Here is a 14,031-nt window from a genome sequence, read left to right as displayed (position 1 = left end):
CGGCCAAGGCGGCGCTAGCCGTCCGATTAGTCCGGCTGCACCATGGCTTCGAGCCGGGCGATGAGGTTTGCCCGGTCGAGACTGAAGTTGCGCTCGATCCAGAGATTTTCGAGCTCCCCGAGGATTTCGCCCACGCGCGGGCCGGCCGCAACGCCGGCCTTCAGCACGTCGCCGCCATTCAGCGGGAAGCTCGGCCGCTTCCAGGCCTCGGCGCGTGCCAGCAGCCGGCGCAGTGACGCGGTCTCGGACAAAAGCGCCGGGTCGCCTTCCGACTTGCGCCGTGCCGTCGCCAGCGCCAGCCGCAGCCCTATGACAATCCCCTCCACGCCATGACGATAGAGCAACCGATCGAAGGCCGTATCGACGGTGGTCGCGGGGACCGCCGGCGCCTTGGCCCAGCGGTTGAAATAGGCAGCTTCCGCTTTCGACAGACGCAGACGCTCCGCCATTGCCTCCAGGCGCTCTTCGTCCGGCGGTACGATCGCGGCCAGGCGCAGAAGCGGATCCGGTGCCCAGCCAAAGGCGCGCTCGGCGGCAACGATATCCGGGATCGCGTCGATGCCCCATTTTTCCGTTTCCGGCAGAATTTCGGTGAGCACACCGGCTTGGCGCATCCACAGCAGCGCGCGGCCGGGATCGGCGGCGGAAAGCAACTTCTTTGTTTCGGCCCAGACCCGCTCGGCCGAAAGCGTTGCAAGCTTCGAGCGCGCCCTGGCACAGGCGCGCAGGCCCTCGGCATCCGGCCTGCCGCTGCCGTAGTGGGCGAAGAAGCGGAAGAAACGCAGAATGCGCAGATAGTCCTCGGCAACCCGCTCTGAAGCATCGCCGATGAAACGCAGCGTGCGCGTCTCGATGTCCGAGAGCCCGCCGACATCGTCGAACACGTCGCCGTGGTCGTTGGCGTAAAGTGCATTGATGGTGAAATCCCGCCGTTCGGCATCCGCCTTCCAGTCGCTGCCGAAAGCGACTTCCGCGCGGCGGCCATCGGTCGAAACGTCACGCCGGAGCGTCGTGACTTCATAGGGCGTTCCGTCGATGACGAGCGTAACGGTGCCATGATCGATGCCTGTCGGCACCACCTTGATGCCTGCCGCCTTCGCCCGCTCGAACACTTCGTCCGGCCGCCAGGTGGTCGCCATATCGATGTCGCCGGCCGGCAGCCCCATCAGGCTGTTGCGCACCGCGCCGCCGACGACCCGGACCTCGCCGCCCTCGACGTTCAGGACCTCGAAAACACGGCGGAGAGAGGGCGATGAAAACCAGCCTTCGCCGGCAACGGAAGTCATGCGTAAAGCCTTTCATAGAGCATGCGGAGAATGCCGGCGGTGATACCCCAGATGTTGCGATCACCATAGGGCATTCGATAGAAATGCCGCTCCTCGCCCTGCCAATGCCCGCGACCGCGGGCGTGATTGCTCGGGTTCATCAGGAAGGACAGCGGCACCTCGAAGACGCTTTCGACCTCGTCCGGATTGGCGATCAGTTCGAAGCCGGGCTTGACCACTGCCAGCACCGGAGTAATCCGGAAACCGGACATGGCCATGTAGTGCGGCAGCCGACCGATGGTTTCGACGAAGCGCGGATCGAGGCCGATCTCCTCCTGCGCTTCGCGCAGCGCCGCCACTTCGACGGAACGGTCCTCGGGGTCGACGGCCCCGCCGGGAAAGGCAACCTGGCCGGAATGCTTGCGCAGGCTCGCCGTGCGCTGGGTCAGGATGACGCTGGCATCGTCGCCATCGTCGACGACGGGCACGAGCACTGCGGCATCCTTCAGATGCAGCGTCTCCAGATAGGGCACGATGCCCGGATTGAGCAGGAAATCGCCATGGTCGCGCCAGGAGGTTTCCACCGGTCCGCCCATCTGGGTCAGCGCACGTCGACGGAATTCGTCAGCGGAGAAGAGATGCCGGTTCATCGCGACAGCGCTTCCAGCTCTGCCGCCGGCATGATCGGGAAGACGGCGCCGCCCGAGCGCACGCAGAACATCTCGGTGCCATCGACTTGCTGCGTCTCACCGAGTTCGACGATTTCGTACATGACGGGCCGGGAGACCAGCGCCTCCAGGCGCCCGCGCACATGCAGATATGGTTTCAGCTCCCGGTTCTCGCCGTGGATGACGAAGCGCAGCGGATGCTCCGGCCCGGCTTCGACCACATCGCCGACATTGGTGCGGAAGGTCAGGCCCTGGCCCTGTTCTCCCTCGGTCATGCTCATTTCGACGGCCACGAACGGCGCATCGACGATGCGGATGCCGACCTTTTCCACAGGGGTCACGAGATAGGTGCGCCCATCCTCGTCCTTGCGCAAAACGGTGGAAAACAGCCTGACCAAGGGCTGCCGGCCGATCGGTGTGCCGAGATAGAACCAGGTGCCGTCGGCGCGGATCTCCATGTCGATGTCGCCGCAGAACGGCGGATTCCAGCGGTCCACCGGCGGCAGGCCGCGCGCCTTTTCGCCGGTCTGCCCCGCAGCACGCGCAATCAGTGCCGCCAGTCCGGCGGCATCGCCGGTTTGCTGAATTTCGGCTTCTGCCATTGTTCCGTCCCGTTTGACCACGATTTTCAGATCGAGACCTTTGATATGTCACGAGATAGTGCGTCGGCGCCGACTTGTCAGCCGTCCGGTAGGGTCTAAATTGGAATTTGGCAACTGAAATCCCGGTATAGGGCGATTCGGTTTAACAACGGGCGACCGGGGAGTACGACCATGACTGTCATGAAGGGCGCGGCCGACGCGATCGACGAGAAGACGATTGTCGCCGCGGCCGAAAGCGCACTCGGCGAAATCGCCCGGGTGCGTGCGGAAGTCGGCAAGGTTATTTTCGGCCAGGAAAGTGTTGTCGAGCAGACCCTGCTCGCCGTTCTCTCCGGCGGCCATGCCCTGCTCGTCGGCGTTCCCGGTCTTGCCAAGACGAAGCTCGTCGCCACGCTCGGCACGGTCCTCGGCCTTGATTCCAGCCGCGTGCAGTTCACGCCCGACCTGATGCCCTCCGACATCCTCGGCTCGGAAGTCATGGACCAGGATGCGGCCGGCCATCGCTCGTTCCGCTTCATTCCCGGCCCGATATTCACGCAATTGCTGATGGCCGACGAAATCAACCGCGCCTCGCCGCGCACGCAATCGGCGCTGCTGCAGGCGATGCAGGAGTATCACATCACCGTGGCAGGCGCCCGCAAGGACCTGCCGGCGCCCTTCCACGTGCTTGCCACCCAGAACCCGCTGGAGCAGGAGGGCACCTATCCCCTGCCCGAGGCGCAGCTCGACCGCTTTCTGATGCAGGTCGATGTCGGCTATCCCGACCTTGCGGCCGAGCGGCAGATCCTGCTTGAGACCACAGGTGTCAGCGAAGCAACCGCTCACCCGGTCATCGATGCAGCGCGGCTGCAGCAGATCCAGGCCCTCATCCGACAGATGCCGATCGGGGAAAAGGTGGTCGACGCGATCCTGTCGCTCGTGCGCTCCGCCCGTCCGGGCAACGGCAATGCCGCGACCGACAAGAACGTTGCCTGGGGTCCCGGCCCACGCGCCGGCCAGGCGCTGATGCTCTGCGCCCGCGCCCGCGCGCTTTACGACGGGCGCCTGGCGCCGTCGATCGACGACATCCTGGCGCTTGCCGAGCCCGTGCTTCAGCACCGCATGGCGCTCACTTTCGCTGCCCGCGCCGAAGGCATGACCGTGCGCGACGTCATCGCCGATCTGGTGAAACAGGCCAGAGGCTGACGAATGGCCACCGTCGGGCACATAGTCTCGCGTACTCCTGCTGGTGAAGTACTTTCCCGCGCGCAACAGCGCGCCATGCTCGTTCCCGATTGCCTGGTCGAAGCACGGCGGATCGCCAATACCGTGATTTCCGGCTGGCATGGCCGGCGCAAGCGCGGCATTGGCGAGAATTTCTGGCAGTTCCGGCCCTACAGCGACGGCGAGAGCCTGTCGCGCATCGACTGGCGCCGCTCGGCGCGCGACGACCACACCTATGTCCGCGACCGCGAATGGGAGGCCGCGCACACCATCTGGCTGTGGGCGGATCTTTCCCCGTCGATGATGTACAAGTCGAGGATCGGCGCCGTCTCCAAGGAGAGCCGCGCGCTCGTGCTGATGCTGGCGCTCGCCGAGATCCTCGCGCGCTCTGGCGAACGCATCGGCTGCCCCGGCATCATGGAGCCGATCTCGGCCCGCAATGCCGCCGAACGGCTGGCGACCGCAATCATGCTGAGCCCGCTTGCGGAAGGCCTCCCCAATACCGGGATGATCCGCAGCGCCAGCGATCTCGTGCTGATCGGCGATTTTCTCGATCCGGCGGAAAAGATCATGGACCGCCTCGGCCCGCTGGCACGCCGGGGTTTGCGCGGCCATGTGGTCGAGATCGCCGACCCTGCGGAAGAGGTGTTTCCCTATAGCGGCCGCACCGAATTCACCGACCCGGAGACCGGCGAGAAGTTGACGGCCGGCAGCGCCGAAGTGCTGCGCGAGGACTATCAGCGCGCCTATGTCGGCCGCCGCGACAGCCTGGGCGTGACGCTCCGCCACCTCGGCTGGACCTTCACCCCGCACAGAACCGACCGGCCCGCCTCGGAGGCGCTCGTCGCCGTGCATACCTATCTCTCCGGCATGCCGGGACGCGCGACGCACGGGGGCCAGCTATGAGCAGCTTGCCCTTCCTGTTCACCAATCCCGCCATCCTCGCCGCCCTCGTTGCCCTGCCCGTCATCTGGTGGCTGCTGCGCATGACGCCGCCAAGGCCCGCGGCCGAAGTCTTCCCGCCGCTGCGCATCCTGGCGTCCGTGATGAAGCGCGAGGAAACCCCGGCGCAAAGCCCCTGGTGGCTGACGCTGCTGCGCATGCTGATGGCCGCGGCGGTGATCCTGGCGATCGCCGATCCGGTGTTCAACCCGCGGCAGAACACGCTTTCCTCCGCTGGCCCGCTGGCGCTCGTCATCGACAACAGCTGGGCGACGGTCTCCGATTGGGATCGGCGGGTCGAGGCCGCCAATGCGCTCATCGACGATGCGGAGGCGAAGGATCTGCCGGTTTCGATCGTCTTCACGACCGATCGACAGCACGATGCGACCCCGGCTTCCGCCACCACCGCGCGAGACCGGCTGGCCGCGGCGCAGCCGCAACCGCTGCCGGCCGCGCGCGATCGGGCGCTTGCCGCCATGAAAGCCGCCCTCGCGAACTCGCCGCCTGGCACGCTTGCGTTCCTCAGTGACGGGATCGAGGCTGGGGACGGTCAGACGATGCGCCAAGTCGCGGAGATCGGCGCGGCCAACGTCCGCCGGATCGAAGGCAATGCGGAAAGCGCCATCGCGCTGACATCCGCGACCAACGAAAACGAAGGCATGCGGGTCACGGCATCGCGGCTGCCGCTTGGCGAGCCACGCGCCTATTACGTCTTTGCCCGCGACGCGCGCGGCACCGCCATTGCCGAAGGCGAACTCCGCTTCGCCTCAGGCGCCACGGCAGCGAATGCCCTGTTGAGGGCCCCCTTCGAGCTGCGCAACGATTTCGCACGTCTGACGATCGAGGGCCAGGCGACAGCCGGCGGCATCCACCTGCTCGACGATGGCAATCGCCGTCGTCGCGTGGCGCTGCTGAGCGGCGAGGTTCACCAGTCGCAGCCGCTGCTTTCACCGCTCTATTACATCAAGCGGGCGCTCGAACCTCACGCCGACCTGATCGAGCCGCGAGAGGAAGCGATCGGCAAGGCGATTGCCGAACTTCTCGCTCAAAATCCGTCGATCCTGGTCATGGCCGACGTCGGCCGGTTGCCGGACGAAAGCTATCCGCTGGTGACGCGCTGGCTGGAGAATGGCGGCATGCTCGTTCGCTTTGCCGGCCCGAGGCTGGCCGGCGCGCCTGCCGACGACCCGCTCGTCCCCGTCATGCTCAGGCAGGGCGAACGGTCCCTCGACGGCGCGCTCTCCTGGTCAGAGCCGCAGCCGCTTGCCGACTACCCATCTTCCAGCCCCTTTGCCGGTCTCGAGCATCCGCGCGATGTCCTTGTCAAACGCCAGGTTCTGGCGCAGCCGACACCGGACCTTGCCGAACGGACCTGGGCCAACCTCGCCGATGGCACGCCGCTGGTCACGACAGCCGAACGCGGACGTGGACGCATCGTGCTCTTCCACGTGAGCGCCGACCCGGGCTGGTCGAACCTGCCGATTTCAGGCTCCTTCGTCGACATGCTGCGCCGGTCCATCCAGCTTTCACGTGCCGGCGGCATTGCCGGTGACCAGACAAGCAAGGCGCAGACCCTGCCGCCCTATCGCCTGGTAAACGCCCGGGGCGAACTGACCACCGAGACGGGCAGCGCCCGGCCGCTTGAGATCGCCCCCGGAGTTGCGCCGATTGTTTCCGCAGACACACCGCCCGGCCTCTACGGCTCTGAAGAGGGTTTCGTTGCCAACAATCTTCTCCCCGATGGCGGCAGCATCGCTCCGATCAGAGGCAGTCTCGTCAGCGAACGCGCGGAAGGGCTGGAAGGCGTGCGCCCGTTCTCGATCCGGCCCTATCTCTTCGGGCTCGCGCTGATGCTTTTCCTGATCGACACGTTGATCGTGCTTTCCATGGCGGGCGGCCTCACAGGATTGCGCCGCCGCGCTGCCGGCGGCGCCGCCACGGCAGCCGTGCTTGCAACCCTTGGCCTTGCCACCCTTGGCCTTGCTGCCCTGGCACCCACGATTGTTCACGCGCAGGATAGCCAGCCAAGCGACGCGCAGACACTGCAACGCCTCGACACGACCCACCTCGCCTATGTCATCACCGGCGAGGCCGAGGTCGATCGATTGTCGGAACAGGGCCTCCTGGGCCTCAGCAACTACCTGACCTATCGCACAGCCCTGGAACCGGGCGCCCCCGTTGGCGTCGATCTGGAACAGGACGAGCTGGCGTTCTACCCGATCATCTATTGGCCGGTATCCGCCACGGCGCCGATGCCGAGCAGCAGAGTGATGAGCCGGATCGACGCCTATATGCGCAATGGCGGGACCGTGCTCTTCGACACGCGCGACCAGTTCTCCTCGCTCACGCCTTCGGCGGCGGGCGACAGCCCCAATGTGCAGCGGCTGCAGGAGATGCTGAACGGCCTCGACATTCCGCCGCTGGAACCGGTGCCCTCCGACCACGTGCTGACAAAGGCCTTCTACCTACTTTCGAATTTTCCCGGGCGTTACACCGAGAGCCAGTTGTGGGTGGAAGCCGCCCCCCATGACGCCGAGGAGCAGAGCAACCGACCGGTGCGCGGCGGCGATGGCGTCACGCCGATCATGATCACCGGCAACGACTTTGCCGGCGCCTGGGCTGTCGACGCCAACGGCGCGCCGCTTCTGCCGACGGTACCGCCGGACGAAATGCAGCGCGAATACGCCTATCGGGCGGGCGTCAACATCATGATGTACATGCTGACCGGCAACTATAAGTCCGATCAGGTTCATGTGCCGGACCTCCTCCAGAGGCTTGGGCAGTGAGGGCTGATCGATGACTTATGGTTTTGCTCCGCTGCTTCCACTGATGTTCTTCGTGCCGCTTCTGGTCGTCGCGGCGCTGTTCATCGGCTACGGCCTATGGCGAAAGATACGCGGCGCCTGGCTGCGCGCCCTCGCCTTGGCCGCACTCGCCTTGGCGATCGCCAATCCTTCCATCTTCGTCGAACTGCGTGACCCGCTCTCGACGATCGTCGCGATCGTCGTTGACCGCAGCCAGAGCCAGCAGAATGGCGACCGCACCGAGCAGACCGATCGTGCGATCGAGGGCCTGAAGGCGCGACTGGCGGCGATACCGCTCATCGAGCCGCGCATCGTCGAGGCCAAGTCCGATCCGGCGAGCGTCTCGCCGGCGACCAACCTCTTCACCACACTCGCGACAGCGCTCTCCGATGTTCCGCCAGCGCGCATCGGCGGCGCCATCTTCGTGACCGATGGCCAGATCCACGACGTGCCCGACGTCAGCCGCAAACTGGGTTTCGACGCCCCGGTTCATGGCCTGATCACCGGCAAGCCTGATGAGTTCGACCGGCGCGTCGAGCTCATCAATCCCCCGCGCTTCGGCATCGTCGGCGAAGAGCAGAAGCTCTCGTTCCGGGTTGTCGACGACGGCGCCGCACCCGGCGGGACCGCGGAAGTCAGCATCCGCCTCAACGGCAACGAAATCGCCCGGGAACGGGCCGAGCCGGGCACCGACGTTCCCTTCAGCTTCAAGGTTACGCGCGGCGGCAACAACGTGCTCGAATTTGCGGTGGATGCGGTTCCGGGCGAAGTGACCACGACCAACAACCGTGCGGTCCACGTGCTCGACGGCATTCGCGAGAACCTGCGCGTGCTGCTTGTGTCCGGTGAACCCCACGCCGGTGAGCGTGCCTGGCGCAACCTTCTGAAATCCGACGCCGCGGTCGATCTCGTGCACTTCACCATTCTGCGTCCGCAGGAAAAGCAGGACGGTACGCCGATCAACGAACTGTCGCTGATCGCCTTCCCGACGCGTGAGCTGTTCGTCGACAAGATCAACGAGTTCGACCTGATCATCCTCGACCGCTACCAGCATCGCGGCCTGCTGCCGATCCTCTACTACGACAACATCGCGCAATATGTGGAGAACGGCGGCGCGCTTCTGATTGCCGCCGGGCCGGAACATGCCGGCGACGATTCGATCGCCGCAACGCCGCTCTCGGCCGTGCTTCCGGCCGCGCCCACGGGTGTGATGAACGAGAAGGCCTTCTTCCCCCGCCTGTCGGAGGAAGGGAAGAAACATCCGGTAACCCGCGGCCTCGAAGGCTCCGATAGCGAGCCGCCGCACTGGGGCCGCTGGTTCCGCACGGTCGATGTCGACAGGCCTGAGGGCAATACGGTGATGGAAGCAGCCGATGGCAAGCCGTTGCTCGTGCTCAACCGTGTGGGCAAGGGCCGCGTTGCCATGTTGCTCTCCGACCAGGGCTGGCTTTGGGCTCGCGGCTTCGAAGGCGGCGGTCCGCATGTCTCGCTCTATCGCCGCACCGCCCATTGGCTGATGCAGGAGCCCTCGCTCGAGGAAGAGGCGCTGACGGCACGCGCCCGGGGCCGCACGCTGGAAATCACCCGTCAGACGATCGACGGCGACCCGGGTCCCGTTTCGCTCGTCTCACCCTCGGGTCAAAAGCAGGACGTGAAGTTGACGGAGCGCCAGCCGGGTCTCTATTCGGCAGAACTCGCCACGACCGAGACCGGTCTGTTCGAGATGGCCAATGGTGAACTCACGGCCCTTGCCCATGTCGGCGATCCCAATGCGCCCGAGTTCAAGGCGGCGATCTCGACCGAGGACAAGTTGCGCCCGTGGGCGGAGAAGACCAAGGGACTGGTGCGGCGTCTCGCAAGCGCCGACGGGCCGCTCGATCTGCCCACGGTCCTGCCGGTCAGGGGCTCGATACGCTCGGCCGACGACCAGCGCCTCTCGATCCGCATGACCGACGAAACCGTGCTGAAGGGCATCAACTCGCTGCCGCTGTTTACCGGCCTCCTCGGGCTTGCGGCACTGCTCTTCCTGATCTCCGCCACCTGGTATCGCGAGGGACGATGACCGAACGGACCGTCGTCGTCAGCGACCTTCGCGACACACCACATTTCTTCGATGCCGTGGCCGACCGCATCTGGCGCGCCTGGTGGGAACCGCAGGGCTTTCCTCTGAGCCATATTACCTGCCTGCTGCAGGAGAGCCTCACCGAAGATGCAGAATCCCTTTGCCTGGTGGCGCACGCCGGAGATCGCTTCGTCGGCACCGCCTCGGTGATCGCCTCGGACCTCGAGGAGCGGCCGGATCTCACCCCTTGGGTGGCGGCCGTCTGGGTCGACCCGCCGTTCCGCGGCACCGGCATCGGCGGCGACATCGTGCTGAAGGCCGCCCGTGCGGCGCTCGATTCCGGCGCGGAGGCCGTGCATCTCTGCGCCCTTCCCGGCAAGCGCGCCTTCTACGAGCGCCTCGGCTGGCGGCTCGATGAAAAGGACGTGGGCGAGGATCGCCTCGACGTCTTCAGCATGCGCCGTGCGTGAAAGGTTTTCGATGTTCGAGGTAACGGACGCGCCTCCGGCCGAGGCGCTGGAAGCGATCGGCAATGGCCTCACGGCCTTCAATGCCGCCGATGTCGGCCCGTCGGAGCGGCGACCGCTCGCCATTCTCGTCGGCGGTCCCCAGGCGAAGGGGCAACGCGGTGGCTTGAACGGCTACACCGGCTGGGGCTGGCTCTTCGTGCAGTGGCTGTGGCTGCCGGAGGATCTTCGTGGCCAGGGCCTTGCCGGCAAGCTGCTTCAGGCGGCGGAAGACGAAGCTCGACGCCGCGGCTGCCACAGTGCCTGGATCGATACCTTCAACCCGCAGGCCCGGCGCGCCTACGAACGCCAGGGTTACCGGGCCTTCGGTGAACTGGCCGATTTCCCCATCGGCCGCACCCGGGTCTTCCTGAAGAAATCGCTCGCCGCCAGCTAGAACGCGGTGCGTTCAATTGAACGCACAAAGGACGCTCTAGCACTTTGGATCTAGAGCATCCTTCCACCTGAAAGCGGGATGCTCTGGTCTCAGACCGCGAGCTGCAGCTCGAGCGGCACGGCGGATGCCACCGCATCGTCCCGCCAGCCGATGGTGCCGGCAAGGCCAGCATGCACGCCCTCGGCCATCGGCACGACGAGCACGCGGGCGGGATCGACCGGTCCCGGAAATTCGAGCGCACCGTAGCGCACCTTCTCGAAACCGAGCGGCTGATAATAGGGCGGATCGCCAACGAGGATCACCGCCTCCGAACCCTGCCGCCGCGCCGCTTCGACGGCGATGCGCACGAGCTCCCGGCCGATACCCATGTTCTTGTGCGACGGCCGTACGGCCAGCGGCCCAAGCAGATGGCCCTTGATCGATCCTGCCATCACAGGCGTCATCCTGACCGAAGCGATGGTCTCGCCGTTGTCGGCACAGATGAAGGACAGCGACCGATCATGCGGCCCTTGCTCGCGGATGCGCGCGGCCGCCCGGGCAAACCGGCCGGGGCCGAAGGCTTCTTCATTGATGATTTCGATGGCTGCGTCATGGGACGCGTCTTCGGTCAGGTAGACGAGATCGTGCTTTTTCATGGGATCGAGAAACCAGGCATGCGAACAGACATAGGGATGGCTTCGCCCGAAGCGGGCGTTGGCAGCATCAGCGTCGTCGCAGGTTTCCCGAGAACATCATCAGTGCGGTTTCTTCCAACACGAAAAAAGTTGTGAGATCGCCGATATCAGAAAAATGCCCGCTGTCAAAGTCTAAAACGCACTGTTCGGATTTCGCCATCTATCGGACGCCGCTGGAAGCGCTATCTATGAGCGCAAGGATCACGAAGGAGATTTCAAGATGGGTAGATTAGTGGACGGCGTCTGGCAGGACGTCTGGTACGATACCGTCGCAACGAACGGCCATTTCAAGCGCAGCGCTTCGCAGTTTCGCAACTGGGTCACGGCAGACGGATCCGCGGGACCTAGCGGCGACGGCGGTTTCAAGGCGGAGGCCGGTCGCTATCATCTCTATGTTTCGCTCGCCTGCCCCTGGGCGCACCGCACGCTGATCTTCCGCAAGCTGAAGAAGCTGGAGGACCTCATTTCCGTTTCGGTCGTCGATCCGCTCATGCTCGCCCAGGGCTGGGAGTTCAAGGACGGCGGCATCGGCACTGGCGACCATCTCTTCGGATCGAAGGCGCTGTGGCAGATCTATACCCGCGCCGATGCCCACTATTCCGGCCGCGTGACCGTACCGATTCTCTGGGACAAGCAGCAAAACACCATCGTCTCGAACGAATCCTCCGAGATCATCCGCATGTTCAATTCCGCCTTCGACGGGCTGACCGGCTCGACGACCGACTTCTACCCGGAAGAACTGCGCGCCGAAATCGATGCGTTGAATGCCGACGTCTACAACGACGTCAACAACGGGGTTTACAAGGCGGGCTTTGCCACCACGCAGGCCGCCTACGAGGAGAGCGTCACCGCGCTCTTTTCCCGGCTCGACAAGCTGGAAGAACGCCTCGCGTCGCATCGCTATCTGACCGGCAGCCGCCTCACCGAGGCCGACTGGCGCCTGTTCACCACGCTGGTGCGTTTCGATCCGGTCTATGTCGGCCACTTCAAGTGCAACATCCGCCGGATCGCCGACTATCCGAACCTGCAAGGTTACCTCCGGGAGCTTTACCAGGTCCCGGGCGTGGCCGAGACCGTCGATATGCGCCACATCAAGGAGCACTACTACCGCAGCCACACGACCATCAACCCGACCGGCGTCGTGCCAGTGGGTCCGGTGCTCGACCTCACCTCCCCGCACGGACGCGAGAGGCTGTAGACCGATTGTTCGAGCGGCTGGACCGCCTCTACCAGTGAATGTCGAAGGCAGCGCTGCCGGCGAGTTCCGCAAGCCGGCGACGCGTCGCCGGCGTGGTATCCTCCGGCAGCGCATCGAGCGTGAAGAAGCCGCTCGCGGCGATCTCCAGATCCGGTGTCTTCGGCGTGGTCTGCCTGACGCCGTCGCAGCGGTAGAAGACGACATGGTCGCGGCGGCTCGTGCGCCTGTTGTAGTAGACCTGGATGAGCACCGGCGGCGCCGTTGCCTCCAGGTTTCCCTCTTCGCGCAGCTCCCGCAGCAGCCCGTTAATCGAGGCTTCGTCGCGATCGAGCCCCCCACCCGGCAGGTGCCAGCCCGGCAGATAGGAATGGCGCACGAGAAAAACCCGGCCCTCGTCATCGAAACAGGCAGCGCGAACGCCGATCGTCATGCCGCGCGCAAGGGCGTAATAGCCATGCGCGAGCCGCATCAGGAGCCGGAGATACCAGCGCCGCATCTCCGGTGGCCGTTCCTCGTTCAGTCGTCTCGTCCTTCCCATGTTTTCGGCCCGCACGCGATTCATCGGGCGACCTGATTCCCCTCGGCCGGAATATGCGCTAGACGGGGGCGATGTTCAAACTTGCCCATATCTCCGATGTCCATCTCGGGCCCCTGCCCGAATTGTCCTTAAGGGAGCTCGCGTCGAAGCGCATCACCGGTTTCGTCAACTGGCACCGCAACCGCAGCCGGCATCTCTTTACCGGCACGCTCGACACGCTGCTGGCGGATATCGAGAAGAAGGATCCTGACCATCTGGCGATGACAGGCGATCTCGTGAACCTCGCGTCTTCGCTTGAGATCAAGGCAGTGACCGAATGGCTGACGGATGCCGGCAAGCCGGAGAACATTTCCATCGTTCCGGGCAACCATGACGCCTATGTGCCGGGCGCCTACGAAAAGACCACCCGTGCCTGGTATCCCTACATGCGGGGCGACGATGCGCCGGCTCATTGGCACGACCGGCACCGTTGCTTTCCCTATATGCGGGTGCGCGGACCGGTCGCGCTGATCGGCTGCTCGACCGCTGTCGCAACGCCCCCCTTTGCCGCAAGCGGCTATTTCGGCCAGCGGCAGGCACGCGCGACCGTCAACATGCTGCGGGCCGCCGGCGAAGCGGGCCTCTTTCGCATCGTCATGATCCACCACCCGCCGATCCGCGGCGCGGCCTCGATGCACAAGCGCATGATCGGCATCCGCCGTTTCGCCGCGACGATTTCCTCGGGCGGTGCGGAGCTCGTGATCCATGGCCACACCCATCTCAACACCGTCTACTGGCTGAAGGGCCAGAATGCACCGGTCCCGGTCGTTGGCATCGCCTCGGCCTCGCAAGGCCCGGGCGGCCACAAGCCGCCAGCAGCCTATAACCTCTTCACCATCACCGGCGAGCCGGGCAATTGGCAGCTGACGCGCGAACGCTATGCGCTGAACGGCGATGCAACGACGGTGACACTCGCCGAAACGACGCGTTTCTGAAGCCGTCAGGCGGGCCACTTCGCAGAATATTCATCGCCCGGCGAATATTTTCCCGCATTCATGCGTCATACCCCAGTCGTGCGCCGCCCGCTGGTGGTGTGCATTGTCTTCTGGCATGCTTCGTGGCTGAAGCCGCCCGACGGCGGCTCACCTCCTTTCGGAGCGTCAAGGACACGCGATCATTTTGAAACGACGCGC

General features: G+C 65.2%; 13 protein-coding genes. 8 read left to right on the top strand and 5 right to left on the bottom strand.

The window, feature by feature from the left end; translation table 11 throughout:
• Positions 1 to 26: 26 nt before the first annotated feature.
• From ASE60_RS22310 to ASE60_RS22300, 3 genes are read right to left on the bottom strand one after another with little or no spacing between them, the layout of a single operon-like run.
• Complete coding sequence (locus ASE60_RS22310) at positions 27 to 1,286, bottom strand: CCA tRNA nucleotidyltransferase (RefSeq protein ID WP_057253102.1); 1,260 nt, start codon at positions 1,284 to 1,286, stop codon at positions 27 to 29.
• Positions 1,283 to 1,915 (bottom strand): CoA pyrophosphatase, encoded by a 633-nt coding sequence (locus tag ASE60_RS22305; protein WP_057253100.1) that lies wholly within the window; start codon positions 1,913 to 1,915, stop codon positions 1,283 to 1,285. Before ASE60_RS22305 ends, ASE60_RS22310 begins: the two co-directional genes overlap by 4 nt.
• Positions 1,912 to 2,535: a DUF1285 domain-containing protein gene (locus ASE60_RS22300; protein ID WP_057253098.1), complete on the bottom strand. Its 624-nt coding sequence runs from the start codon at positions 2,533 to 2,535 to the stop codon at positions 1,912 to 1,914. The genes ASE60_RS22305 and ASE60_RS22300 overlap by 4 nt, the downstream gene beginning before the upstream one ends.
• A 171-nt stretch (positions 2,536 to 2,706) precedes the next feature.
• Here ASE60_RS22300 and ASE60_RS22295 point away from each other — a divergent pair, with 171 nt between their 5' ends.
• The 6 genes from ASE60_RS22295 to ASE60_RS22270 are packed head-to-tail and all read left to right on the top strand — an operon-like array spanning position 2,707 to position 10,449.
• The gene (locus ASE60_RS22295; RefSeq protein ID WP_057253096.1) at positions 2,707 to 3,720 is read left to right on the top strand and encodes a MoxR family ATPase; all 1,014 of its coding nucleotides are present in this window, start codon (positions 2,707 to 2,709) and stop codon (positions 3,718 to 3,720) included.
• A gap of 3 nt (positions 3,721 to 3,723) precedes the next feature.
• Positions 3,724 to 4,644, top strand: a complete 921-nt coding sequence (locus ASE60_RS22290; RefSeq protein WP_057253094.1) for a DUF58 domain-containing protein — start codon at positions 3,724 to 3,726, stop codon at positions 4,642 to 4,644.
• Positions 4,641 to 7,466, top strand: coding sequence for a DUF4159 domain-containing protein (locus tag ASE60_RS22285; protein ID WP_057253092.1), 2,826 nt, complete (start codon positions 4,641 to 4,643; stop codon positions 7,464 to 7,466). The genes ASE60_RS22290 and ASE60_RS22285 overlap by 4 nt, the downstream gene beginning before the upstream one ends.
• A 10-nt stretch (positions 7,467 to 7,476) precedes the next feature.
• Entirely contained in the window at positions 7,477 to 9,546 is a 2,070-nt protein-coding gene (locus ASE60_RS22280; protein WP_057253090.1) for a hypothetical protein, read from the top strand.
• Complete coding sequence (locus tag ASE60_RS22275) at positions 9,543 to 10,016, top strand: GNAT family N-acetyltransferase (RefSeq protein WP_057253089.1); 474 nt, start codon at positions 9,543 to 9,545, stop codon at positions 10,014 to 10,016. Before ASE60_RS22280 ends, ASE60_RS22275 begins: the two co-directional genes overlap by 4 nt.
• Positions 10,017 to 10,026: 10 nt before the next feature.
• Positions 10,027 to 10,449: a GNAT family N-acetyltransferase gene (locus ASE60_RS22270; protein ID WP_057253087.1), complete on the top strand. Its 423-nt coding sequence runs from the start codon at positions 10,027 to 10,029 to the stop codon at positions 10,447 to 10,449.
• An 89-nt stretch (positions 10,450 to 10,538) separates the two neighbouring features.
• On the opposite strand, the gene ASE60_RS22265 is transcribed toward ASE60_RS22270, so the two are convergent.
• Positions 10,539 to 11,084, bottom strand: coding sequence for an N-acetyltransferase (locus ASE60_RS22265; protein ID WP_057253085.1), 546 nt, complete (start codon positions 11,082 to 11,084; stop codon positions 10,539 to 10,541).
• A 259-nt stretch (positions 11,085 to 11,343) separates the two neighbouring features.
• On the opposite strand from ASE60_RS22265, the gene ASE60_RS22260 reads away from it, so the two are divergent.
• Positions 11,344 to 12,321, top strand: a complete 978-nt coding sequence (locus tag ASE60_RS22260; RefSeq protein WP_057253083.1) for a glutathione S-transferase family protein — start codon at positions 11,344 to 11,346, stop codon at positions 12,319 to 12,321.
• Between the two features lie 28 nt (positions 12,322 to 12,349).
• Here the strand turns inward: ASE60_RS22260 and ASE60_RS22255 are convergent, their stop codons facing one another.
• On the bottom strand, positions 12,350 to 12,859 hold the full coding sequence (locus tag ASE60_RS22255; RefSeq protein WP_057254327.1) for an NUDIX domain-containing protein: 510 nt from the start codon (positions 12,857 to 12,859) through the stop codon (positions 12,350 to 12,352).
• A gap of 71 nt (positions 12,860 to 12,930) precedes the next feature.
• Here ASE60_RS22255 and ASE60_RS22250 point away from each other — a divergent pair, with 71 nt between their 5' ends.
• Positions 12,931 to 13,833: a metallophosphoesterase gene (locus tag ASE60_RS22250; protein WP_057253082.1), complete on the top strand. Its 903-nt coding sequence runs from the start codon at positions 12,931 to 12,933 to the stop codon at positions 13,831 to 13,833.
• Positions 13,834 to 14,031: the final 198 nt, after the last annotated feature.

Origin of the sequence: Ensifer sp. Root278 (assembly GCF_001429285.1) — a bacterium.
GTDB lineage: Bacteria > Pseudomonadota > Alphaproteobacteria > Rhizobiales > Rhizobiaceae > Ensifer.
Note: the sequence above shows the minus strand (reverse complement) of the source record. Positions and strands in the feature narration are given on the sequence as shown.

Coding starts and splice junctions, on each gene's coding strand:
- ASE60_RS22275 (WP_057253089.1), top strand. CDS start 9,543: ATGACCGAACGGACCGTCGTCGTCAGCGACCTTCGCGACACACCACAT.
- ASE60_RS22285 (WP_057253092.1), top strand. CDS start 4,641: ATGAGCAGCTTGCCCTTCCTGTTCACCAATCCCGCCATCCTCGCCGCC.
- ASE60_RS22265 (WP_057253085.1), bottom strand. CDS start 11,084: ATGAAAAAGCACGATCTCGTCTACCTGACCGAAGACGCGTCCCATGAC.
- ASE60_RS22305 (WP_057253100.1), bottom strand. CDS start 1,915: ATGAACCGGCATCTCTTCTCCGCTGACGAATTCCGTCGACGTGCGCTG.
- ASE60_RS22255 (WP_057254327.1), bottom strand. CDS start 12,859: ATGGGAAGGACGAGACGACTGAACGAGGAACGGCCACCGGAGATGCGG.
- ASE60_RS22260 (WP_057253083.1), top strand. CDS start 11,344: ATGGGTAGATTAGTGGACGGCGTCTGGCAGGACGTCTGGTACGATACC.
- ASE60_RS22310 (WP_057253102.1), bottom strand. CDS start 1,286: ATGACTTCCGTTGCCGGCGAAGGCTGGTTTTCATCGCCCTCTCTCCGC.
- ASE60_RS22300 (WP_057253098.1), bottom strand. CDS start 2,535: ATGGCAGAAGCCGAAATTCAGCAAACCGGCGATGCCGCCGGACTGGCG.
- ASE60_RS22270 (WP_057253087.1), top strand. CDS start 10,027: ATGTTCGAGGTAACGGACGCGCCTCCGGCCGAGGCGCTGGAAGCGATC.
- ASE60_RS22250 (WP_057253082.1), top strand. CDS start 12,931: ATGTTCAAACTTGCCCATATCTCCGATGTCCATCTCGGGCCCCTGCCC.
- ASE60_RS22280 (WP_057253090.1), top strand. CDS start 7,477: ATGACTTATGGTTTTGCTCCGCTGCTTCCACTGATGTTCTTCGTGCCG.
- ASE60_RS22290 (WP_057253094.1), top strand. CDS start 3,724: ATGGCCACCGTCGGGCACATAGTCTCGCGTACTCCTGCTGGTGAAGTA.
- ASE60_RS22295 (WP_057253096.1), top strand. CDS start 2,707: ATGACTGTCATGAAGGGCGCGGCCGACGCGATCGACGAGAAGACGATT.